Annotated in this window: 17 protein-coding genes; 7 read left to right on the top strand and 10 right to left on the bottom strand. The window is 39.3% G+C overall.

Features of this window, described 5'->3' with window-relative positions; genetic code table 11:
- Positions 1-114: 114 nt before the first annotated feature.
- The 8 genes from H4J61_RS08260 to lrp all read right to left on the bottom strand — a co-directional run bounded on the left by H4J61_RS08260 (position 115) and on the right by lrp (position 13,428).
- Positions 115-3,549 carry a S8 family serine peptidase gene (locus tag H4J61_RS08260; protein ID WP_182184690.1) on the bottom strand — a complete coding sequence of 1,145 codons (3,435 nt, stop codon included), beginning with the start codon at positions 3,547-3,549 and terminating at the stop codon, positions 115-117.
- Between the two features lie 789 nt (positions 3,550-4,338).
- Positions 4,339-6,012, bottom strand: coding sequence for a SulP family inorganic anion transporter (locus H4J61_RS08265; protein ID WP_182184691.1), 1,674 nt, complete (start codon positions 6,010-6,012; stop codon positions 4,339-4,341).
- Positions 6,013-6,497: 485 nt separating this feature from the next.
- Positions 6,498-7,778, bottom strand: coding sequence for a serine--tRNA ligase (gene serS / locus H4J61_RS08270; protein ID WP_182136780.1), 1,281 nt, complete (start codon positions 7,776-7,778; stop codon positions 6,498-6,500).
- Positions 7,779-7,803: 25 nt separating this feature from the next.
- Complete coding sequence (gene crcB, locus H4J61_RS08275) at positions 7,804-8,205, bottom strand: fluoride efflux transporter CrcB (protein ID WP_182136781.1); 402 nt, start codon at positions 8,203-8,205, stop codon at positions 7,804-7,806.
- Entirely contained in the window at positions 8,198-9,553 is a 1,356-nt protein-coding gene (locus H4J61_RS08280) for a replication-associated recombination protein A (protein ID WP_182184692.1), read from the bottom strand. The genes crcB and H4J61_RS08280 overlap by 8 nt, the downstream gene beginning before the upstream one ends.
- The gene (gene lolA, locus H4J61_RS08285) at positions 9,540-10,310 is read right to left on the bottom strand and encodes an outer membrane lipoprotein chaperone LolA (protein ID WP_182184693.1); all 771 of its coding nucleotides are present in this window, start codon (positions 10,308-10,310) and stop codon (positions 9,540-9,542) included. The genes H4J61_RS08280 and lolA overlap by 14 nt, the downstream gene beginning before the upstream one ends.
- Position 10,311: 1 nt before the next feature.
- Positions 10,312-12,870 (bottom strand): DNA translocase FtsK, encoded by a 2,559-nt coding sequence (locus tag H4J61_RS08290; RefSeq protein WP_404852063.1) that lies wholly within the window; start codon positions 12,868-12,870, stop codon positions 10,312-10,314.
- Between the two features lie 75 nt (positions 12,871-12,945).
- Positions 12,946-13,428, bottom strand: a complete 483-nt coding sequence (lrp, locus tag H4J61_RS08295) for a leucine-responsive transcriptional regulator Lrp (RefSeq protein ID WP_182184694.1) — start codon at positions 13,426-13,428, stop codon at positions 12,946-12,948.
- Between the two features lie 122 nt (positions 13,429-13,550).
- Here lrp and ald point away from each other — a divergent pair, with 122 nt between their 5' ends.
- From ald to infA, 6 genes are all read left to right on the top strand, one after another.
- The gene (gene ald / locus H4J61_RS08300; RefSeq protein WP_182136785.1) at positions 13,551-14,672 is read left to right on the top strand and encodes an alanine dehydrogenase; all 1,122 of its coding nucleotides are present in this window, start codon (positions 13,551-13,553) and stop codon (positions 14,670-14,672) included.
- A 225-nt stretch (positions 14,673-14,897) separates the two neighbouring features.
- Positions 14,898-15,857, top strand: coding sequence for a thioredoxin-disulfide reductase (gene trxB, locus H4J61_RS08305; RefSeq protein WP_182136786.1), 960 nt, complete (start codon positions 14,898-14,900; stop codon positions 15,855-15,857).
- Positions 15,858-15,860: 3 nt separating this feature from the next.
- The gene (gene aat / locus H4J61_RS08310; RefSeq protein WP_182136787.1) at positions 15,861-16,571 is read left to right on the top strand and encodes a leucyl/phenylalanyl-tRNA--protein transferase; all 711 of its coding nucleotides are present in this window, start codon (positions 15,861-15,863) and stop codon (positions 16,569-16,571) included.
- 343 nt (positions 16,572-16,914) lie between these two features.
- On the top strand, positions 16,915-18,024 hold the full coding sequence (locus H4J61_RS08315; protein ID WP_182136788.1) for a lipopolysaccharide assembly protein LapB: 1,110 nt from the start codon (positions 16,915-16,917) through the stop codon (positions 18,022-18,024).
- Positions 18,025-18,619: 595 nt separating this feature from the next.
- Entirely contained in the window at positions 18,620-19,321 is a 702-nt protein-coding gene (locus tag H4J61_RS08320) for an arginyltransferase (RefSeq protein ID WP_182136789.1), read from the top strand.
- 84 nt (positions 19,322-19,405) lie between these two features.
- Positions 19,406-19,624, top strand: a complete 219-nt coding sequence (gene infA, locus H4J61_RS08325; RefSeq protein ID WP_011043571.1) for a translation initiation factor IF-1 — start codon at positions 19,406-19,408, stop codon at positions 19,622-19,624.
- Positions 19,625-19,926: 302 nt separating this feature from the next.
- Here infA and clpA read toward each other — a convergent pair whose 3' ends face one another.
- Together clpA and clpS are read right to left on the bottom strand one after the other, a co-directional pair.
- Complete coding sequence (gene clpA / locus H4J61_RS08330) at positions 19,927-22,179, bottom strand: ATP-dependent Clp protease ATP-binding subunit ClpA (RefSeq protein WP_182136790.1); 2,253 nt, start codon at positions 22,177-22,179, stop codon at positions 19,927-19,929.
- Between the two features lie 28 nt (positions 22,180-22,207).
- Positions 22,208-22,528 carry an ATP-dependent Clp protease adapter ClpS gene (gene clpS, locus H4J61_RS08335; RefSeq protein WP_182136791.1) on the bottom strand — a complete coding sequence of 107 codons (321 nt, stop codon included), beginning with the start codon at positions 22,526-22,528 and terminating at the stop codon, positions 22,208-22,210.
- A 235-nt stretch (positions 22,529-22,763) separates the two neighbouring features.
- On the opposite strand from clpS, the gene cspD reads away from it, so the two are divergent.
- A complete protein-coding gene (gene cspD / locus H4J61_RS08340) occupies positions 22,764-22,985 on the top strand; it encodes a cold shock domain-containing protein CspD (protein ID WP_182184695.1) in 222 nt (73 codons plus the stop codon).
- The last annotated feature ends 73 nt before the right edge of the window (positions 22,986-23,058 follow it).

Raw genomic sequence — 23,058 nt, forward strand, 5'->3', positions numbered from 1 at the left:
AGCAGCCTTTATATATCAACAAGAACGATCAATAAATCATAAGATATTTATTAACGGATCGTATTAAGATTACGCTCGCTTTTTATCGAGATGATAAGCCTTAATTTACTGCTGTTATTTTCCTTTTTTACCTTTTTTACCTTTCTTACCTTTCTTTGATTCACAGCTTGTAGCGGCATAAGCCATTTCATTAGTACCATTAGTGCTCATGTAAACTTCATTGACTTTGACACTGTCATGTTTTTTATGACAACGTTCTATTTCGCCTTGGAAATTCAAGGTTGCCATGCCACCTTCTGAACTCAACACTTGAAGGTCTTCGCCAGGTACTGGTGCTGTGCCATTGCCATCATTGAAATATGATGAGCCAACACTACCATCATCATTTTCTATGCCAACAGTTAAGTTTGCAGGAATAAGCGGCAAGTCAGCATAAACAAACCAAATGTTTGAGGTACTTGTTTCTACCCAAACTTGGAAAGTAGAAGTGGTAGGGTCACCATAAAATGGCACGTTTTCCCATTCATAAATAGTGAACTGTCGTGGTCCTGCATCCAGTACAGCTACATACCAATTACCACCTGCAGCAAGATTTAAGTCTGACCAAAATGGCGCTAAAATATTATTAGGCAGTGAAACGTTGGGTAAATTTTGGTTGGACGCTCCAGCAGCAGAGCCACTGGCGGTGCCTACTTCAATGGTGCCATTCACCGACCAAATAACACTAGAGTAAGTTTGTCCATTGTAATCAAACGAGGGGACGTTCAGGGAGAATGAACCATCATCACAATCTACCGGACAACCAAAGGGTGCTATTCCGAAGGCTCCTAACGAGAAGTAGCCAAAAGGTGCTGGTGAGCTTTGTAAATTAAGGCCACCCACGTCAAGGAAAACGCTCCAGTCAACTTGATTATCATTTACGTTAACAGGAGATGCTTCTGAGCCATTAGTGATAGCACTACTGACTGAGCCATCTACTAAACTCATGCCTGCAGGTAACATGTCAGTAATATCAATAACATCAATTATTTGACCGTTAGTTACCTTGATTTCATAGTTAAGCACGTCACCTTCTTTCGCCGATGCCATATCGACAGTTTTTGACAAGTTAGGCGTTGAGCTTCGATTGGCGTTAGCGGCAATCGGCATGTGCAAGTCAACATAATGATGGCCCGACGATTTTAGCTTTAACTCACCAAAATTCCAGCCTGCTGGCGCTAATGTGGTGTCAGCCGTGATAGTTATAGTAGCGCTTTCACCTTGATGTAGTGAAATATTTTTAGGTGAAACACTTACCTCCATGGTGTTACTTTTACCACTTAGCTTCCAATGCCCGTGTTTGTCACCTGTATGCGTAACCACACGGGTCCAGCTACAGGTTCTTACACAGTTGCTTTCTTGCATACTGGCAATGTTTAAGGTACGAGGATCTCCGCCGGTATCTGGGTTAGCGGCAAGAAAGTTTTCAGGCGTTTCACTTAACACTAAGCCTGCGCGTAATACTTTATTGAGTTGTACTCTACCTGCACCAACATCAAAGGGGTCTGCTGAAGTTATGCCATCATCTTTTAGAAGATGCTTAGTTTTAGAGGTCATCATTAAAGCAGATTTTATTTCATAAGGGGTCCAGTCAGTCAGCATGCCTACTAAGGCACCACTACCGGCATTATGCGGACTTGACATAGACGTGCCTGATAAAAAGGCAAATTCAGGCGAAGGTGTTACGCCGTCAGTATTAACTGCTGCCATAATGTCGACACCAGGAGCACCAATATCAGGCTTTAATATATCAAGGGTAGTATTTGGACCACGTGAACTAAAACCCGCAGTGACATCGCCATTAGCTTTATCAAGATTGAGTGCATAACCTTGAATAGAGCCGATAGTATTGGCATTTGATGCAAGCCAATTTTTTAGTATTTCACCATTAGTGAAACCTAAATGTACCCCAGGTAAAAAGTGAGCATCGCCAACAACGGCTTCGCCGTTAGCCGCAGCATTGGCAAGTACAAAGCCACCAGCCCCACCTGCTAGCACATTAGCACCTTTTGCTGTACGTGCTATAGCACCACGATCACAAACTACTATTTCACCATTGAAATGACCTGCTGGAAATGGCGCTAAGCATTGCTCCGGTGTGGCATCGTTTTGCGAACCATTTGCTGTTGGGAAGTTACCCGCAAACACGATAGGAGCCGGACCATAACCACGGGTAAAGCCCTTGCCAAAAATATTTGCTAAGACATCACCATCACTGGACATATCCACGACCGCGTTTTCTATTTTTCGGTTATGTGTCATTGCTGCGGTAGTACTTACCCACGGAGAATTATGAGCTACTGTTGCCGCACCTGGGCCACTATTACCGGCAGAAGTTGATACATAAATACCGGCGGCCGTAGCATTTAAAAAACCGAGTTCTACGGGATCACTATAAGGGTTTTCTCCCCCTGAAATAGAATAGTTTAATGATTGAATACCATTGGGCAGATTAGAAGCATCGATTACCACTTGGTCAATGGCGGCTAATAGCGCTGAACCCGGGCAGCTGTCAACACAAACATCATACATAATAATATTTGCATGAGGAGCAACACCTGATATATCACGAGTTAAATCAGTTGTTGGCGCATACATAACCGCAGGTTTTACAAAGTTTCCTGCTGTGGTACTGGCCGTATGACTACCGTGACCATCACTGTCTTCAGGCGAGTTAGGATCGGCTGGTGTTTGCACCATATCCCAAGCACCTATCAGTTTGTCATTACAAAACCCTGGGTTAGTTTCACAATAGCTGCCTGGCAGGTAATTGCCAGATCCTAATGGATTTTCATGATCGTAACCATCACCGCCTATGTCAGCAAATGAAGGATGATCGTGATTAATACCGCTATCTAATATGGCTACCACAGCGCCTTCACCCATTGAGCCTTGCATATGATTACCGTGGTTACCATGATGTTTACCATTACTATGGCTACCTTGCCAGATTTTATCTGCCCCTATCCATTTTGGACCTACATCAGTCAAAAGATATTCAATGCGCTCTTTGCTGACACTAATGACATTGGGTAAGGTAGCCAAAATTTTAGCTTCTTGTTGATTGAGCTCCATCGCTACACCATTAAAGGCATGTTGATATTTATATTTCACATCAACTTTACGACCAAAGGCACGTTCAGAATTTTCGACTAAATCCACTTGCTTGGTTTTTAAAAACTTAGCATATTGTTTACTTGCTTTTGAATTAGCATTGAGTGACTTCACTCCTAAAGTTGCCGGGTTTGTGGCGCTAAATGCTTCAATACCACCTTTATAGCTTGCTACTGAAGGTGCATTCATTCTGACTATATATATCGAATTTTTATGGTCTGCTGACACTTTTTTATAGTTTTCATTAATAGAAACAATACTCTTAGCCTGAAAGTCGTGCGCGGTTATATTTATCTTTTCAGCATTGGCCGAAAGCGCTACAAATATACCGAGAAAAAAGCTAGATAGTCGTTTTATATTGTGTAGATTATAAGGAGGGATCTTTTTACTTATCATTGTTTATATCTCCAATTATTTGAAATAATTTCCGAGAAGCGCACAACAAAAGCGCTAATACATCACGGTAAAATATAATGTAATAAAATGAATATTTACCTGTTTCTACCAAAATATTTTTTTAATTAATATCAATCACACCATTACAATTTATTTAAGTTACCTAAATGTAATTGCTTGTATTTAGCCACTAGCACTGACCTTTAAACCTTAAAAGGCCTTAGATATTATTTAAAAACAAGCAGAAATAATGGCTTATTTCTCCCGATACAACTCATATTTTGGTGTTTGTGTTAAATATCATAATTTCAATTATATTTTTGCTTTTATGAACGAAAATCGTTCTTTATATACAAAAGCAATAATTATACTTTGATTAATCATTTTTTAATTAACAACTCGTTATAGAAAGCAAACATTACGTTCGTTGTTAAGTGTAAAAATGTGACAATTAGCTATAATTTATTACTGTTTATATAGTAAACACTTGAACTAACTCAGAGCTAGGGTAAGTCAATTTGCAGGAAAACCAGATTAAGATCTATCTCAATGGGGTTTTCAATAAGACAGAATGACCAATAATGGTCAAACATGAAACATCTAGCTACATCTTGTAATGATAGTTTTTCTTACTCATTTATCCACCTTGCTCAACCAAATAATTTTAGTCAGCGCTATCACAATTTCTTTCCGCTGCGCGATGACTCAATCGCCTATATGTTTTTAAATGAAAGTATTGGCAAAGTGAATTAACTACATTCATAGTTTGATAAGCTCAAAACAGTATGACTATAGGCTTAACGGCGCTATTAGTGTGCGCTTTTCAACATAATTTAATGCCGCTTGTAGCGCTTCATGGCGATAGGTGTAAGTGTTTTCTGTCGGCACCATAGCTAATAACTCAAATTTTTCTAATTGTTTTCGCGTTTGCTGATTTGGGCAGAGTAAGAACACGGCACAATTTGCCTCTCGGGCATCTTTAATCACATTTTCAAGCGCCAAACCGACGGTGACATCGAACATAGGTACGTCGGTTAAATCAAGGATCATTGCTTCATAATCACTGACACGGCTATGTTGACGCGCAATAGCTTTTGAGACGCTAAAAATCATCGGCCCTGAAAGATAAAAAAATAGCACTTTACCATTGGCGCGATCTAATAATACTCGTTCACCGTCGGTTAGCGGTACCACATCTTGATCTGTGTCACTGATCGCCTTTACTTGCTTGGCTTGTGCTCGACTCAGTTGTTCAATAATGAGGATGTTAGAGATAAATACGCCCAGCCCTACCGCTACAATTAAATCAACAAACACGGTTAATAACATGACGCCATACATAATCATCATGCCTTGTAGACTGACTTTATGGGCGCGTTGGATAAAGCTCCAATCTAAAATATTTAAACCAACATAAACCGCAATACCGGCTAATACGGCCATAGGAATAGGCTCGGTTAGGCCACCTGCAATTAATACCACCAGTGTTAATACCAGTGCCCTCACCATGCCTGATAACGGCGAACGCGCGCCAACTTGAATATTAGTAACTGTGCCCATAGTGGCGCCAGCGCCAGGTAAAGCGCCAAATAATCCTGAGATCATATTGGCAAGCCCTTGGCCACGTAGCTCTTTATCTGAGTCATGCTCTTTGCGGGTTAGTGAATCACCAATAACCGCGGTTAATAAAGTATCAATACAGCCCAGCGTGCCTAAGACGAGGGCATCAACCACCATGGTCATAAACATGTCAGCCGTAAAGTGTGGCATAACTAAAGCAGGTAAACCTGCAGGAATTTCTCCAATACGGCGAATACTGTCGATGTCAAAAAATACAATGGACAATAAAGTCACGGCTACTAAAGCAACAAGTTGTGCAGGCACGTATTTTCGATACTGTTTTGGGAAGAAAAATAATACCGCTAAGGTCAGTATGCCAAGTAATAACTCGCTAAAATTAATATTTGATAGGATATTAGGCAGTGCTGATATTGTGCCTAAAACTCCACCGGCTGGGGCCGCTTGACCTAACAGTGGTGACAATTGCAAAATAATTAAGATCACACCTATACCTGACATAAAGCCAGATATGACACTGTAAGGCATTAAGGTAATGTATTTACCCAACTTCAGTGTGCCGATTAATATTTGAAAAGCACCCGCCATCATGACCACAGTAAATGCCATCGCCATGCCTGATTCAGGATATTTCGCCATCATACTGGTAAGCACAGCGGTCATGATCACTGTCATCGGCCCGGTAGGCTCTGAGATCAGCGATGTTGACCCGCCAAATAAGGCCGCAAAAAAACCAACTAAAATAGCCCCCCAAAGCCCGGCTTCAGCACCGGCTCCTGACGCTACGCCAAAAGCGAGCGCCAAGGGTAAAGAAATAATAGCGGTTGTGACACCACCAAAAATGTCACCTTTGAGATTTATATCGTTAAAGCGCTCACCAAACAAAACTTGATTCCTTGCCTTTGTTTAAATTAACTAATTCTAGCAAAACTTTAATGAGATAAGTACAGAAATAGCTTTAGATCAACGCTATTTAGATTGCCACAATAAGACACATTTATAATAGTGACTTAAACCAAAATGGCGAACATTACTGCGTGCAAATCCTACCCGAGATATAGTTAATATTAAACGAGATAAAATTAATCCCGTAAACTGCTATTAGTTTATCTATCACACACAATGACCGCATGCATAGCCTTCTTTAAAAAGGTGAAATACCTCATACTGTGCTTCGCCAATGGTTTGGGCTTGTGTCTGATATGAATTAAAACCCCATCAATAAACAGAGTGTTAAAGGTTTTTCCAACACGCTCTATTTTGATGCTAATGCTGATGAAAAGTTTGCTTTTTAGTTTGTCGAAAAAAAGATAAAAAAAAATCCAATAACTAGGTATTGGATTTTATGATAAAACTTTCATAAACGCTGATTAGTTTATGTTAGTACAACCTTTCATATAAGGTTGTAAAACCGTGGGTACATTAATACTACCGTCAGCTTGTTGGTAGTTTTCTATCACAGCAACTAGCGTGCGACCCACGGCCAAACCTGAGCCATTGAGTGTATGCACAAGCTCTGTCTTATTAGTTTCACTATTGCGATATCTAGCTTGCATTCTACGGGCTTGGAAATCTGCCATGTTTGAGCAAGATGAAATTTCGCGATAGGTATTTTGTGCCGGTAACCATACTTCAATATCAAAAGTTTTTGTCGCACTAAAGCCGATGTCACCGGTACATAACACAACCGTACGATAAGGAAGTTCTAATTTTTCAAGAATTTTTTCTGCATGACCGGTTAACTCTTCTAAAGCTTTAAAAGAATCTTCAGGTTTAACAATTTGTACCATTTCAACTTTGTCGAACTGATGTTGGCGAATTAAACCGCGAATGTCACGACCATAAGAACCCGCCTCACTGCGAAAACATGGGGTATGAGCACACATTTTAATGGGCAACTCTTGTTCGTCAACAATTTCGTCACGCACTAAGTTAGTTAACGGAACTTCAGCAGTTGGGATCAAAGATAGTTTTTTATTGTTGAGTTCGGTATGGAATAAATCTTCACCAAACTTTGGTAACTGGCCAGTACCGTATAAAGACTCATGATTGACCAAGTAAGGCACATACATTTCTTGGTAGCCGTGCTCTTCACTGTGCACATCTAACATAAATTGTGCTAGTGCTCGGTGTAATTTAGCAATTTGACCACGCATAACAGCAAAGCGCGTACCCGCAAGCTTGGCACCACTTTCAAAGTCTAAACCTTTACCTAGAGCCGTGGCAACGTCAACATGATCTTTTACTTCAAAGTCAAATACACGCGGCGTACCCCAACGTTTAATTTCTACATTGTCGTCTTCACTTGCACCGGCAGGCACTGACTCATGAATTAAATTAGGTATGGCTGAAGCGATAAGGTCAATTTGCGCCAACACTTGCGTTTGTGCTTCTTTCGCGGCTTCTAACTCATCACCGAGTTTACTCACTTCGGCCAACAAGGGCTGAATATCTTCGCCACGGGCTTTCGCTTGACCTATCGACTTAGAGCGAGTGTTACGCTGATTTTGCAAATCTTGCGTGCTAATTTGGATCGCTTTACGTTGCTCTTCCAACATAATTAATTGCGCGGTGTCTAATTTATATCCGCGTTTAGCGAGCTCAGTTGCGGTATTTTCGATGTCTGTTCTAAGTAATTTTGGATCAAGCATGATATATCAGTGTTTTCTTTGTTATTTACTTGTTAAAAATAGATACAATATACATGCCTAATGCCGCTGCAAAAATGCATAAACTGACATTAAGTAATATGTTTATTGTCGCTTTAAATATGTCGCCTTGTTGTATTAATAACAAGGTATCTAATGAGAAGGTCGAAAAGGTGGTAAATGCGCCTAAAAAGCCAATACCAATAAGTGTTCGATAAATACTAACCTCAATAACACCTTGTTCAATTAACCCATAAAGTGCTCCCATGATCAGGGAGCCGGAAATATTAACCGCCAGCGTCGCAAAAGGGAATCCTTTTCCGAGCCAATTGAAAATTAATTGTGAAATGTAAAATCTAAAACTCGCACCAAATGCCCCCCCTATGGCGACAAATAGATATAAATAAAAGTTGCTTAGCGTATTAGTCATAACGTTTTTGGTCACTTTGTTGGTCTAACTGGTTTAAATAATTTAACTTATCACGCAGTTGCTTTTCTAATCCGCGATCTGTGGGTTGGTAAAGTGTTGTTTGGGCTATTGCTTCTGGAAAGTAATTCTCACCGGCAGCAAAACCACCGACTTCATCATGAGCGTAACGATATTCTCCACCGTGCCCTAATTCTTTAGTAATAGCGCTGGTCGCATTTTTTAAATGTAGCGGTACGTCAAGGTCACTGGTTGTAGCGGCCAAAGCTTTTGCTTGATTGAATGCGGTATAAACGGCATTACTTTTCGGCGCTAATGCCATATAAACTGTAGCTTGTGCAATCGCTCGTTCGCCTTCACTTGGACCAACACGTTGAAAAGTATCCCAAGCGTTCAGGGCTAATTGCATCGCCCTTGGATCAGCATTGCCAATATCTTCACTGGCAATCGCTAACAACCGACGAGCAACATACAGTGCATCACCACCACCGGTTAAAATACGGGCATACCAATATAGTGCAGCATCAGGGTCTGAGCCGCGAACTGATTTATGAAAAGCGCTAATTAAATCATAAAAGGCATCACCACCTTTGTCATACAGGGCAATTTTATTACCCGCTACTTGAATGAGCTGGGCTTTATTAAGTATTTGTTGGTTATTTTCAACGTTAGTAATTTCTAAACAGTTCTCAAAGAGGTTAAGTAACCTACGGGCATCACCATTTGCCAAAGCAATAAGTTGCTTTTTTGTTTCCTCGTCAATAGTAATATCAAAAGTTGAGCTTTGCTCTTGATAGCTTATCGCACGAGCCAAGACATTACTGAGGTTGCTTTCACTGAGTTTTTTTAAGGTGTAAACACGGGCTCGCGATAATATCGCCTGATTGAGCTCAAAAGCAGGATTTTCAGTGGTTGCACCAATAAAAATAATAGTACCGTCTTCAATATGCGGTAAGAAGGCATCTTGCTGACTTTTGTTAAAACGATGAACTTCATCAACAAATAGTACGGTTCTGCGTTGTTGATGGGTAGCACGGTCTTTGGCATTTTCAATCGCCTGTCGTATATCTTTAATGCCTGACGTTACTGCAGAAACTCGTTCAATATCGGCATTGGCGTGATTGGCAATAATCTCTGCAATCGTGGTTTTACCTGTACCAGGTGGCCCCCAAAATATAAGGGAATGCACCTTACCTTGCTCGATAGCCAAAGCTAATGGCATGCCTTTAGCTAAGATATGTTCTTGGCCTTCATACTCAGCAAGCGATTTAGGCCTTAATTTTGCTGCTAAAGGCTTAAAACTGTCATCTTCAGCAAAACCTAGGTCAAGTGAACCATTAGCGTTGATCATCTAAATAAACACCTTCGGGAACAGAAAACGTAAATAAATTCGCCTTAGGCGCTTTATCTTGATGTGTCAGGGTAATGACACTTAATTGGCCCGTGGCATCAAGAATATTAAACGCGGCAAGTTCGAGGTGGTTAAGCTTCTGTACAAAGCTAAGTTCTAAACTTTTAACACGAGCATTTTCATTGTTAGCGCTGATTAAATAACGATTATCTGTTAACTGCTTTACGCTATAATCTTGCCATAGCTGCTCGTCATTACTGGTGATTAATAAAATGGGTGTATTAGCTATCGCACTTTCTAAGGTATAGACACTGACCTGTTCAACAAACGGGTCATAAAACCACAGGTTTTTACCGTCTGAAACAATTAATGACTCATCGGGCATGATGGTTTGCCAATTAACTAAATTGGGTTTGCTAACGGCAAGTAATCCACTGCCTTGTTGTAATTTATTGCCCGCCTCATCAAAAATTTGCTGATTAAACTCAGCGCTAAAAAATTCAATTTCAGCTAAAATTGCCATTAATTCACGTTTACTATCATCGGCCTTTTTTTCAGCGGTATGAGTCGCGACATTGCTAGTTGTCATGTTCACTGCATTGTTTACTACACTGCTCGCTGCACTGGTTTTTAGCTCTGTTATTACTTCACTTTCAATACGTTCAGCACTTACAGCAAGGCTAGTCGTTGATAATACGGTACTAACAAGTGCGGCGATGACCACAGCATTTTTTATCAATGTTGTCTTGGTTGGCATGTTAAGGCTCCTTAATTGGCGGTGGCGCTAGTACTTCTCGTGCGCCATTATTGCCCGGTTTGGTTACGACACCGTGTATTTCCATTTGCTCGACAATACGGGCTGAACGGTTGTAACCAATTCTAAATTTACGTTGAATACTGGAAATAGAGACTCGGCCATTTTCAGTAATAAAGGCGATGGCTTCGTCATATAAAGTATCGAGTTCTTCCTCGCTGTCGGCGTCTGCTTGTTCACCGGGTAAAAGAATGTCTTGGTCTGAACCGCCTGACAAAATGTCTTCGATATAATTAGGCTCAGCTCTTGATTTCCAATCATTGACTACCGCATGCACTTCGTGGTCATCAACAAAGGCACCATGAACTCGAATAGGTACAGCTTCACCTGGCGGTAAATAAAACATATCCCCCATACCCAATAACTGATCAGCACCTTGCTGGTCTAGGATAATACGAGATTCAATACGAGATTGCACTCTAAGCGCCATACGGGTTGGAATATTGGCTTTAATTAAGCCAGTAATAACATCGGCTGATGGACGTTGCGTGGCTAAAATTAAGTGAATACCTGCGGCACGGGCTTTTTGTGCTATTCGAGCTATCAGTTCTTCTACTTTTTTACCCACTATCATCATCATGTCAGCAAATTCGTCAACAATAATCACGATTGATGGTAATTTACCTAAGGTAGGAGGTGTTTGCGTAAAAGCATCACTAGCTTGCCATAAGGGGTCAATCAGTGGTTCTCCCGCGGCGATGGCTTTAGCGACTTTGTCGTTATAGCCTTTAAGATTTCTCACCCCGAGTTTCGACATTAATTGATAACGGCGTTCCATTTCACCTACACACCAACGCAAGGCGTTAGCGGCTTCTTTCATGTCAGTGACCACTTCAGAAAGTAGATGAGGAATACCGTCATACACTGATAATTCAACTTGTTTAGGGTCAATCATGATCATGCGGACATCTTCCGGCGAAGATTTATACAATATGCTAACAATCATGGTATTTACCGCAACAGATTTACCCGATCCTGTAGTACCTGCCACTAATAAATGCGGCATTTTCGCGAGGTCGGCAATCACAGGTTCGCCAGATATATCACTACCAATGGCCATGGCTAAATTTGATTTTGAATTAGCAAACTTATCGCAAGCAATCACATCAGAAAAGAATACGGTTTCGCGATGTTTATTAGGTAATTCAATACCAATAACTGATTTACCTTCAATAACCTCGACCACACGAACGCTTTTAGCTGATAACGAACGGGCTAAATCTTTCGATAGGTTGGTAATTTTACTGGCCTTAACACCTGGTGCTAAGTTTAATTCAAAACGAGTAATGACCGGACCAGGAAAAACACCCACCACTTCGGCTTTAATGCCAAATTCAATAAGTTTTGCTTCCACTAAGCGAGAAACTAGGTCTAGTTGTTCTTGATCAATCGGATTTTTAACCCTATCGGTACGATCTAACAAATCTAATGACGGCATGTCATGATGATTTGGCGCTGCGGGCTTATCATTTTCTAATTGCTGGTAAATTTTGTCATGCAATGTGGCCGGCTCTTCAACAATGATTTTTTCAACTGGCTCAAATGCCGCTGCAATTTCATCAGCACTGACATGTTCTTGCACATTGATGGCTAGCGGCTCACCCATTAACTCGTCGATATCAACATAGGGTTCTTTTTCGCGGGTGTTATAGGCACTGTCGTCATCACTTTTGGCAAAAATACTCTCGTATTCTGTATCACTGATGGTCTCCAGCGCTTTTTTTACTTCTTCAGGCTCTTTCTCAAAAGCAATATAATGCTCAGTTACACTACTGTCAGTGTCACTATTATCACTGTCATTATTATTTTCCATATTTAAAGCTTGTAATACTTGTTCAGTGTCATCAGATATTGCGGCTTTGGGCTCTTGTTCAGGCTTAGTGTCTAAATGTTGCTTGATCAGCGCGGGTATCGTTAAGCAGTATTCAATCGCGATAATGGCGTACTCCCCTACTCTGTCAATAGCCTTAAGCAGCGAAATTCCTGTTAGCAAGACGAATCCTGAACCGCAAAATGTTACAAATAACAAGGTGCTACCAATGAATGATAAATACGGCAAGAGTGAGTTACTTAATACATCACCTAGAATACCGCCAGCAGAGAAGTAAAAAACATCGTCAAAATTCATACTGGCAATCGAAGTTATGCCAATATAAAACAAGATGAAACCAATAAATTTCAAGCCAAGTGTAAGGTAATCTAGTCGGATTAATTGGTGATATTTTTGAAATAATAGCCAACCGATAATTGCGATAACAAAAGGTAAACTGTAGGCAACTAAACCAAATAAGTTTAATAACAAATCAGATAAATAAGCCCCCACTGCACCACCTAAATTACGCACAGAACTTTGATAACCTGTTTGTGACCAACCAGGATCTGCGGGATCAAAACTAAAGAGCGCCAACATGATAAACATGGCAAAGACGCAAAAGACTAAAAGTCCTGCTTCGAGGAGACGTTGAACGCCGTTTAACTTTGGAGATGGAGAAGACAAATGCACACTCTTGAAAAAATTATCATTATATTAAGCTTAAAATACCAAAAATTAGCGATGAATAAAACGTAATACCGAACATTAGCGCTTTATTGGCAAGAGATTTGACGATTTTACCTCTTCCATCACGACATAAGTTCTACTTTCACTCACCGCAGGCAGTCTTAATAAGGTATTACCGAGTAACTCACGATAAGCGGCGATATCAGCCACACGTGTTTTCAATAAAAAATCAAAATCCCCTGAGACCAAATGACATTCTTGAATAACTTCTAATTCATGAACCGCTTTGGAAAAGTCATCAAATACATCTGGGCTAGTTTTGGTTAATGTAATTTCAACAATGACCAATAACGCGGCATCTAATTTTTGCGGATTTAGCATGGCCTGATAACCAAGAATAAAACGGTCGTTTTCCAGACGTTTTACTCGCTCTAAACAAGGCGTAGCGCTTAAACCAACCCTTTTTGACAATTCAATATTAGATAAACGGCCATTTTTTTGTAGTTCAATCAAAATATTTTTGTCTATACGATCAATTTTTTTAGCTGTTGATGAACTCATATATAATTCGCTATAAAATACAGTATTAACAGGATTATACACTAATTTATCAGGAACAACGACAGGTTAATTCGCTATAAAGTCATTATACTAGCTTCATATTTTACAGCAGAGATAAAACTATGATTATTGGCGTACCTAAAGAAATAAAAAACCACGAATACCGTATTGGACTAACTCCAGCAGGTGTTAAAGAATTAGTTGTAAATGGCCACAACGTTATCGTTGAAAATAATGGTGGTGCAGAAATCGGTTTTGATAATGAGCAATACATTACCGCCGGTGCAAAAATTATTGATACCGCAGCAGAAATTTTTGCTACTGCTGACATGATCATCAAAGTAAAAGAGCCACAAACCAATGAGTGTAAAATGCTTCGCCCTGGCCAAGTACTGTTTACTTACTTACATTTAGCCCCAGATCCAAAACAAACAGAACTGCTTGTCGCTTCTGGCGCTACTTGTATTGCCTACGAAACAGTGACTCAACATGGCGGTGGCTTACCTCTTTTAGCTCCAATGTCTGAAGTGGCCGGCCGTATGTCTATTCAAGCAGGTGCGCACGCATTAGAAAAAGCACAAGGCGGTTTAGGCGCATTATTAGGTGGTGTACCTGGTGTTGCTCCTGCCAAAGTACTTATTATTGGTGGTGGCGTTGTTGGCACTCAAGCAGCCCGTATGGCTGTTGGTATGGGCGCTGATGTGACCATTTTAGATCGCTCTTTGCCACGTCTTCGCCAGTTAGATACAGAGTTTGATAGTCGCTTAAAAACAGTCTATTCAACGGCTGATGCTATGGACCAGCTTATTGTTGAAGCTGACTTAGTTATTGGTGCAGTATTGATCCCTGGTGCTGCAGCACCTAAATTGGTTACGGCACAACACATTAAAATGATGAAGAAAGGCGCTGTTGTAGTTGACGTTGCCATTGACCAAGGTGGTTGTTTTGAAACATCAAAAGCAACTACTCACCAAGACCCAACTTATATGGTTGATGATGTCGTACATTACTGTGTCGCTAATATGCCTGGTGGTGTCGCAAGAACATCAACGCTGGCTTTAACCAATGCTACTATGCCATTTACAGTTACTTTGGCAAATAAGGGTGCTAAACAAGCAATGCTTGATGACGTACACTTAATGGCTGGTTTGAATGTTTTAGGTGGAAAAGTCACTTATAAGCCTGTTGCTGATGTACTAGGTTATCAGTATGTTAGACCAGAAGACGCTATAGCAACGTTATAGGCTTTACTGGATAACATACTTAAAGCCGCTAGTTAATAGCGGCTTTTTTTATTAGCGATTCTAATAGCGCCAAGATTACAAATCTATGGGCCATTTGTAAAAATAGCCTTGCAGTTTTGCAAAATAAGTTATTAATTATAATTATTTCTTTGTTGCTCTCTTGAGATAATCACTTAGAATCCCAACCATTGTCACATCAACGTATTTTATTTTTTGGAGTAGTTCATGAGCGAAGCAAGACATTGCCCGTTACTCATATTGGGTTCAGGCCCTGCAGGATATACCGCAGCTGTTTATGCCGCACGAGCAAATTTAAAACCTGTGATGATTACAGGTTTACAACAAGGTGGTCAATTAACCACCACCACTGAAGTAGAAAACTGGCCCGGTGATGCCGATGACCTAACAGGCCCAGCATTAATGGACCGTATGCAAAAACATGCGGAAAAATTTGATACTGAAATTATTTTTGACCACATCAATGAAGTTGACTTTAGTGAGAAACCGTACAAATTAAAAGGTGATTCTGGCTATTATACTTGTGATGCCCTTATTATCTGTACTGGCGCCTCAGCGCAATACCTAGGGCTACCTTCTGAAGAAGCCTTTATGGGTAAAGGTGTTTCTGCCTGTGCAACTTGTGACGGATTTTTCTATAAAAATCAAAAAGTTGCTGTTGTGGGTGGTGGTAATACCGCGGTTGAAGAAGCCTTATATTTATCAAATATTGCCTCTGAAGTTCACTTAATTCACCGTCGTGATACCTTTCGCTCAGAAAAGATTTTGATCACACGTTTAATGGATAAAGTGGCCAACGGTAATATCATATTACACCTAGACCGTACGTTAGACGAAGTACTAGGTGACAATATGGGTGTAACAGGTTTGCGCCTTAAAGACATGAAGTCAGATGCTACCGAAGAACTTGATGTTATGGGTGTCTTTATCGCGATTGGCCATAAGCCAAATACTGATATATTTAATGGCAAACTTGAGATGAAAAACGGCTATTTAACCATTCAAAGTGGTACGAATGGTAACGCGACACAAACCAGTATTGAAGGTATTTACGCGGCTGGCGATGTTGCTGACCATATATACCGTCAAGCCATTACTTCAGCTGGTGCTGGTTGTATGGCAGCACTAGATGCCGAGCGTTACCTCGACGCAAAAGGTAGTCGCTAGTCAATGAAACGAGCTATTCCTTGGTTATCTTCGAATAGCTCAACTTTCCCTGATTTATCTAGCGCCTTAGATGAACCAAACGGTCTTCTTGCTTTCGGCGATGACTTATCACCCCAGCGAATTATTCAAGCTTATCAACTCGGGATTTTTCCTTGGTTTAGTGATGGTGATCCGGTGATGTGGTGGAGTCCAAATCCACGGGGGATTATTAATATTGCTCAGCTTAATATTAATAAAACACTACAAAAAATACTTAAGCGCGAGCTTTTTAGTGTCACACTCAATAAAGATTTTAAGCAGGTTATTGAGCTATGTGCTGATGCACCCTTTCGCTGTGAGGAGACTTGGATTGTTAATCCAATGCTATCAGCTTATAAAAAACTACATGCTCAAGGTAAGGCCCACTCGATTGAAGTTTGGCAAAATGAGCAATTAGTGGGTGGATTATATGGTGTGGCCGTTAACGGTTATTTTTCTGGTGAATCAATGTTTTACCGAGAAAGTAATGCCTCAAAAGTAGCCTTGGTGTATTTAGCTAGCTTACTAAAATCAATAGGTATTGAGCTTGTTGACTGTCAAATGTTGAATCCTTTTTTAGCGTCAATGGGTTGTATTGAAGTATCCAGAGAACAATTTATTACCCAGCAAGTAGCGGCAAAAGCTATCGTACCGCCGGCCAACTTTTGGCAACCTAGGCCACTAACTTTAGCCTGAACCAAGATACCCACTTATAATATTGTTGTTAAGCATTATTTTATAGTTTGCCTAGATAAAATCAAAATATTCCATAAGTTAAACTCATCAGTAAATCAAGGCAAGTTGCTCAATTGGTAATGGCTGATTATTGCGATTGAGCGCACAAAGCCGTGGTGTATTTTAACCAGCAAAAGTGAGCAATAATTTAATGAAATTGGTGTAAATACTAGCCAAGGGCATACTGTTCAAATAATGCGCTAGCTTATATAAGTATTAATAGCGGCTTAAATTTGATATAAAGTTTATAATAAATAAGAATAAAAAATTCATCTGGCACAACTCATTAATTAAGGACAAATAATTGAGAAAAAATCTTTATTGGTTATATTTAATCTTAGTTGTGTTTCACTCAAATTTTGCCTTCTCTTTAGACACGGCTGACATTGAGCAAAAGCTTAGCCGACAAAGTACGGTTAATCCAAAAGCAGTATTCTACAAAATTGAAGCTTTATTAGCAGATCCAGACATCCATATTGCTTTAAAAGCAAAACTGATGGTCATGCAATCTGATATTGCTTACGTTATTGACCAAACTGAAAGTATTCTTAAATACTCAAAGTCGGCTTTAGCAACCGGCTTGTTAATTGAGCCTTGGCACACTAGAGTGCTGATTAGCCAATCAAGAGGATATTATCAGCGCGGGCAATTTAAAGAATTTTTTGCCACTGCAAATATGGCAGTTATCAAAGCAGAACAATCAAATTTATCAAATTATAAGGTGGCCGCTTTAGTAGAAAGAGCTTTTGCCTATCACTTATTAGACGATAATGAAGAAGCAAATAAAGATTTAAACCTAGCGTTAAAATATCTAGAATTACTGCCTAGCGTCTTTGATAAAGCAATAATACTTCAGCGATTTAGCGCCGTAAGTAAAGGCCTGGGTAATATAGAAATAGCTAAAAAATACCAAGGTCAAGCCAATGATATTTATAAAAAAAATAATGCCGCTCATTATCTATCTGTTGGTTATTATAATCTGAGCCGAATATATCAAGAAACTCAAGCTTGGGACGAAGCAGGTAAGTTAATGCTGAAATCTTATCGTTGGGCCTTAAAAGACAACAATAAGCTCAATCAAGCATTTTCATTATCTTGGCTATCAGAGTATCAAAGTAACTTAGAAAATCACTCACAAGCAAAAAAATATTTGAATAAAGCTATAATTGCTGCTGATGCAAGCACTTCAGAGCGGGTAAAAATACATGTTCGTAAAAATATGGCCCGTATCTTATGCCAAAACAAAGAATTTCAAGCCTGTAAAACCTTGCTTCTGGAAACCATTTTATTTGCAAAGTCTTATGAAATGCACCGTGATCAAGTGGAATTAATGCGAATATTGGCAGAAACATACTATCAACTGGGCGCGTTCGAGAAAGCCTATTTAATCTTAAAAGAAGCTAATTTAATCTAACTAAAATCTGTTGTTAAACTAGATAAAAAATCACCCTTCCTGCTATTTACAATGGCTAATATTAAATGTTTTTCAAGACAACTACCCTTATTTATTATTGTTACTGTGGTTTAAATCCACAACAAGTATTGGGCAACCTGAAAATCACATTGTTGACCAGCACTAGCTGCTTACCTCTTTTATGCTGTCACAGTACCCTATAATAAACGTATCAATTACTAACCGTTAAAAGTTCTACCGAGTAAGCTTTTTTTTTGTGCCTGACATATATTGCTCTTGGTCGATAATATAGTCCTATATCGCTCTATCAGTTTACATCGACGTAAAAAACTTACTCATGCCACCTTTTCGCACCAGGATGTCAGTGATTATAAATGTAGTGAACCATTACCGAGGTGGTGATGAACGGCCATTTAGTGATCAATAACTCGCCTTGAATTGAACGAGTTATTCTCGTTGAATCGTGGTCAATTATTTAATCCATTAGGTCTTATATTTCACCATCACTCGGTGGCAAAATTGCTATAATGATTAAGTCACATTGCTTTGCAATGATTATATTTCATCTAAAAATTCAGTTACGGGTAGAGTATTAATGAGTTTAAATTATAAACTGGGTATTACAAAGTCGTTTCCTTGTAATTACCTACCTGAACAGGAAGAGCGACTATTAATCGCTGTTGATGACGTCCTACATGATCGTGAACATTATGGTTGGCTAATGCAGCAAGGTTTTAGGCGCAGTGGTAATGATATTTATCGTCCCCATTGTATTGCCTGCCAAGCATGCCAATCACTACGTGTGCCAGTTCAAGACTTTAAGCCCTCAAGAAGCCAAAAACGCTTATTAAAAAGTAATCAGCTATTCAAGGTGATGTTAAGTAAAAAAGTTAAAGAAAACTACTACCCACTGTATGAACAATACATTAATACTATTCATCACGATGGCAGTATGTTTCCAGCATCAGACGAACAATTTCAAAGTTTTACTCATAACAATATTACTGAGCCATATTATATTGAAATTTGGCATGACCAAGTATTGATCAGTGTTGCCGTAACCGATGACATTCCTAATGGCTTATCAGCGGTTTATACCTTTTATCACCCAAGCTATAGAAAGCAGGGGCTTGGTGTTTTTTCAATTTTAAAACAAATTGAAATTGCAGCTGAACTTAAACGAGAGTTTCTCTACCTTGGTTACCAAATAGAGCAATGCAGTAAAATGAATTACAAAAATCGTTACCATCCCCACCAAATATTGGTCGAAAATCAATGGCAAACCGTAAATAAATAACACTATAGCTTTACATTAGCGCTGCAATTCGGCATTATCTGCGCAGCTTTTTGTTTACGCACTAATTTAGAGGTTCGGCGCCCAATGGCGAAAGAAGAAAATATTGAAATGCAAGGTACTGTTTTAGATACTTTGCCAAATACTATGTTCCGTGTTGAATTGGAAAATGGTCATGTTGTTACTGCTCATATTTCTGGGAAAATGCGTAAAAATTACATTCGTATTTTAACTGGCGATAAAGTCACTGTTGAATTAACACCATATGACTTATCTAAAGGTCGTATTATCTTCCGTGCTAGATAGAAATTAATTATTTCAGTTTTAGAAGTGCTTTAGTAATATGTAGTAAAGCAACTTTTTATGACTAAGATTTAATTAACGCCAATTAAGTAATGACAAAAAACCGAGCTTGCTCGGTTTTTTTATGTCTGAAAATAACCCTCAGCTTTTTTGTTCTGCACAACAACTAATACCCGCTAAATGATCCAAGTGAGCCATTATAAGTAAGCCTAAAGTACCGACATCCCTGTCGGTACTGATGTGTTCAAATTGACGTTAAAGAACGCTGATACACTAAACAAATTTAAGGGCTTAAGCATCAAAGCTTAGTGTTCAACTAATTCTTTTTTTGATTCATAGTTAATCACCAACTTGTCTTTCTTCACCGCGACTTTAGCTACGCCACCTTGTGTTAGCTCACCAAAAAGCAATTCGTTAGCTAATGGTTTTTTCAACTGCTCTTGAATCAATCGAGCCATAGGTCGTGCACCCATTGTTTTGTCATAACCTTTAATGGCCATCCACTTCTTAGCATCTTTAGTGACCTCTAACGAAACACCCTTTTCATCAAGTTGAACCTGCAGTTCGACAATAAATTTATCAACAACTTGCTGGATAACTTCATCACCTAAGTGATTAAACCATACAATGTTATCTAAGCGATTACGAAACTCAGGCGAAAATACTTTGTTTATTTCGTCCATAGCATCAAGACTATTATCTTGTTGTTTAAAGCCAATAGATTGCTTCACAGTGTGTGCTACGCCCGCATTAGTTGTTAACACTAAGATAATATTTCTAAAATCGGCTTTACGGCCATTATTATCCGTTAAGGTACCATGGTCCATAACTTGTAATAGTATATTGTAAACATCTTCATGTGCTTTTTCTATTTCATCTAACAACACAACGGCATGGGGATTTTTAATCACTGCATCGGTTAATAAGCCACCTTGTTCATAACCAACGTAACCTGGAGGAGCTCCAATTAAACGACTTACCGCATGTTTTTCCATATATTCAGACATGTCATATCGCAGTAGTTCTACGCCCAGCACTTTAGCTAATTGTTGAGTAACTTCTGTTTTACCAACCCCTGTTGGACCAGCGAAGATAAATGAACCAATAGGCTTACGTTCATTGCCTAAACCTGCTCGCGACAAGCGAATAACAGAGGTCAATTCGTCAATAGCATGATCTTGTCCAAAAACAACCAATTTTAAATTACGGTCGAGTGTTTTTAAACTATCAATCTCTGATGACGACACTGATTTTTCAGGAATACGTGCCATTTTGGCGATAATATTTTCAATGTCGTTATTATCGATCACTTTTTTACGTTTATCTGCAGCAACCAATTGTTGACGCGCTCCGGCTTCATCAATAACGTCAATGGCTTTATCTGGTAAAAATCGATCATTGATATATTTTGCAGAAAGCTGTGCCGCTGCCCTTAAGGCGCTATTCGTGTAACGAACACCATGATGCGCTTCGTATTTATCTTTCAAACCATGCAAAATTTTCGTAGTGTCGTCTACACTGGGTTCAACAACATCTATTTTTTGAAAACGACGCGCTAATGCACGATCTTTTTCAAAAATACTTTGATACTCTTGATACGTGGTAGAGCCCATACAACGTAACTTGCCTGATGAAAGTAAAGGCTTGATCAAGTTTGAAGCATCTAACATGCCACCAGACGCAGCACCCGCGCCTATAATGGTGTGAATCTCATCAATAAAGAGAATTGCGTTACCGTCTTGTTCTAACTCTTTTAATAAGGCTTTAAAGCGTTTTTCAAAATCACCACGGTATTTAGTCCCTGCTAATAATGCGCCCATATCAAGAGAGTAAATAGTTGCATCAGCTAAAAACTCTGGCGCTTTGTCAGAAACCAATAAATTAGCTAAACCTTCAGCTATCGCTGTTTTGCCAACCCCTGCTTCACCAACAAATAAAGGGTTGTTTTTGCGGCGGCGACTTAGTACCTGTAATGTCCGTTCTAGTTCGTTATCGCGCCCTATTAGCGGGTCTATATTGCCTTTTAAGGCTTCTTCATTAAGATTAGTAGCAAAGTTATCAATCGTGCGTGGTTCTTCCTCACCTGCCGGCGCTTGCTCTTCGTTATGACTATTTTCTTGTTCAACTTTAGCAATACCGTGAGAAATAAAGTTAACAATATCTAAGCGACTAATATCAGATTTCTTTAAAAAATAAGCCGCTTGTGATTCTTGTTCACTAAATATTGCAACGAGTACATTCGCACCATTAACTTCACTTTTACCCGATGACTGAACATGAAAAACGGCCCGTTGTAATACGCGCTGAAAACCTAGCGTGGGTTGAGTTTCTCTTTCTTCCTCACCGGAAGGAATAACCGGGGTCGTATCGGCGATGAAGGCTAACAATTCTTTTTTTAAGTTTGCCATATCAGCGCCACAGGCTTTTAAAGCCTCAATGGATGATGGATTATCTAACAACGCCAACAATAAATGCTCAACCGTCATAAATTCATGGCGAGACTCTTTAGCCTGACGAAAAGCCATATTTAACGATACTTCTAAATCTTTATTCAGCATAGGTTACTCCAATTTAAATCTTGCGTTTTTACACTTTTTCCATAGTACATTTAAGCGGATGTTCATTGCTTGTTGCGTAACTCAACACCTGATCAACTTTCGTTTCTGCTACTTCAGCAGTAAAGATGCCACAACGCCCTTTCCCTTTATAATGAATCGCTAACATAATCTCTGTCGCTTGCTCCGAGTTCATGTTAAAAAATTTACACAACACATCAATGACAAAGTCCATTGGAGTATAGTCGTCATTTAATAACACTACTGTATACATTGGGGGTTTCTGAAATTTTTCAACAACCTCATCATCAAGAACGTTTTGATCGTCTATTAACTCTTTCCATTTACTCATAATTCTATATTAGTCTGTCAGTTAAATTTTTGCTTTAAGATTTGAGAAAAATAATAACTAAAAACATCAAAAATCATAATATAACACTTGACTATTTTTATTTATTATCTACGATTTACTTTGGTGACTGTTTTTTAGTCTCCAAAAGTTAATACTAATACTTTAAAGAGTACTTTAAAGAATGCTTTAGATAAAGCATACCTAATTACCGATGATTTTAGAAGGATGTTGAAGTATGGCTCACGGTACAGTTAAGTGGTTTAATAATGCAAAAGGGTTTGGTTTTATTCGTCCAGAGGATGGTGGTGAAGATATTTTTGCCCATTATTCAACGATTCAAATGGAAGGATACCGCACATTAAAAGCGGGACAGGATGTAAACTACGAATTAAACGGGGGGCCAAAAGGTGACCACGCGGCAAGCATTACGCCATCAGAAATAGAATCAGACAACTAAGTTAAGTTAAGTTAAGTTAAGTTAAAATTACTTTGTGGCTTAAAGTAAAAAACACAGCAAAGTTGCTGTGTTT

It is taken from the genome of Colwellia sp. MB3u-4 (assembly GCF_014077065.1).
Classification (GTDB): domain Bacteria; phylum Pseudomonadota; class Gammaproteobacteria; order Enterobacterales; family Alteromonadaceae; genus Cognaticolwellia.

Bases quoted from the DNA above. Each gene is read 5' to 3' on its own strand.
- H4J61_RS08260 (WP_182184690.1), bottom strand. From the start codon at position 3,549: ATGATAAGTAAAAAGATCCCTCCTTATAATCTACACAATATAAAACGA.
- serS (WP_182136780.1), bottom strand. From the start codon at position 7,778: ATGCTTGATCCAAAATTACTTAGAACAGACATCGAAAATACCGCAACT.
- crcB (WP_182136781.1), bottom strand. From the start codon at position 8,205: ATGACTAATACGCTAAGCAACTTTTATTTATATCTATTTGTCGCCATA.
- H4J61_RS08280 (WP_182184692.1), bottom strand. From the start codon at position 9,553: ATGATCAACGCTAATGGTTCACTTGACCTAGGTTTTGCTGAAGATGAC.
- lolA (WP_182184693.1), bottom strand. From the start codon at position 10,310: ATGCCAACCAAGACAACATTGATAAAAAATGCTGTGGTCATCGCCGCA.
- lrp (WP_182184694.1), bottom strand. From the start codon at position 13,428: ATGAGTTCATCAACAGCTAAAAAAATTGATCGTATAGACAAAAATATT.
- ald (WP_182136785.1), top strand. From the start codon at position 13,551: ATGATTATTGGCGTACCTAAAGAAATAAAAAACCACGAATACCGTATT.
- trxB (WP_182136786.1), top strand. From the start codon at position 14,898: ATGAGCGAAGCAAGACATTGCCCGTTACTCATATTGGGTTCAGGCCCT.
- aat (WP_182136787.1), top strand. From the start codon at position 15,861: ATGAAACGAGCTATTCCTTGGTTATCTTCGAATAGCTCAACTTTCCCT.
- H4J61_RS08320 (WP_182136789.1), top strand. From the start codon at position 18,620: ATGAGTTTAAATTATAAACTGGGTATTACAAAGTCGTTTCCTTGTAAT.
- infA (WP_011043571.1), top strand. From the start codon at position 19,406: ATGGCGAAAGAAGAAAATATTGAAATGCAAGGTACTGTTTTAGATACT.
- clpA (WP_182136790.1), bottom strand. From the start codon at position 22,179: ATGCTGAATAAAGATTTAGAAGTATCGTTAAATATGGCTTTTCGTCAG.
- clpS (WP_182136791.1), bottom strand. From the start codon at position 22,528: ATGAGTAAATGGAAAGAGTTAATAGACGATCAAAACGTTCTTGATGAT.
- cspD (WP_182184695.1), top strand. From the start codon at position 22,764: ATGGCTCACGGTACAGTTAAGTGGTTTAATAATGCAAAAGGGTTTGGT.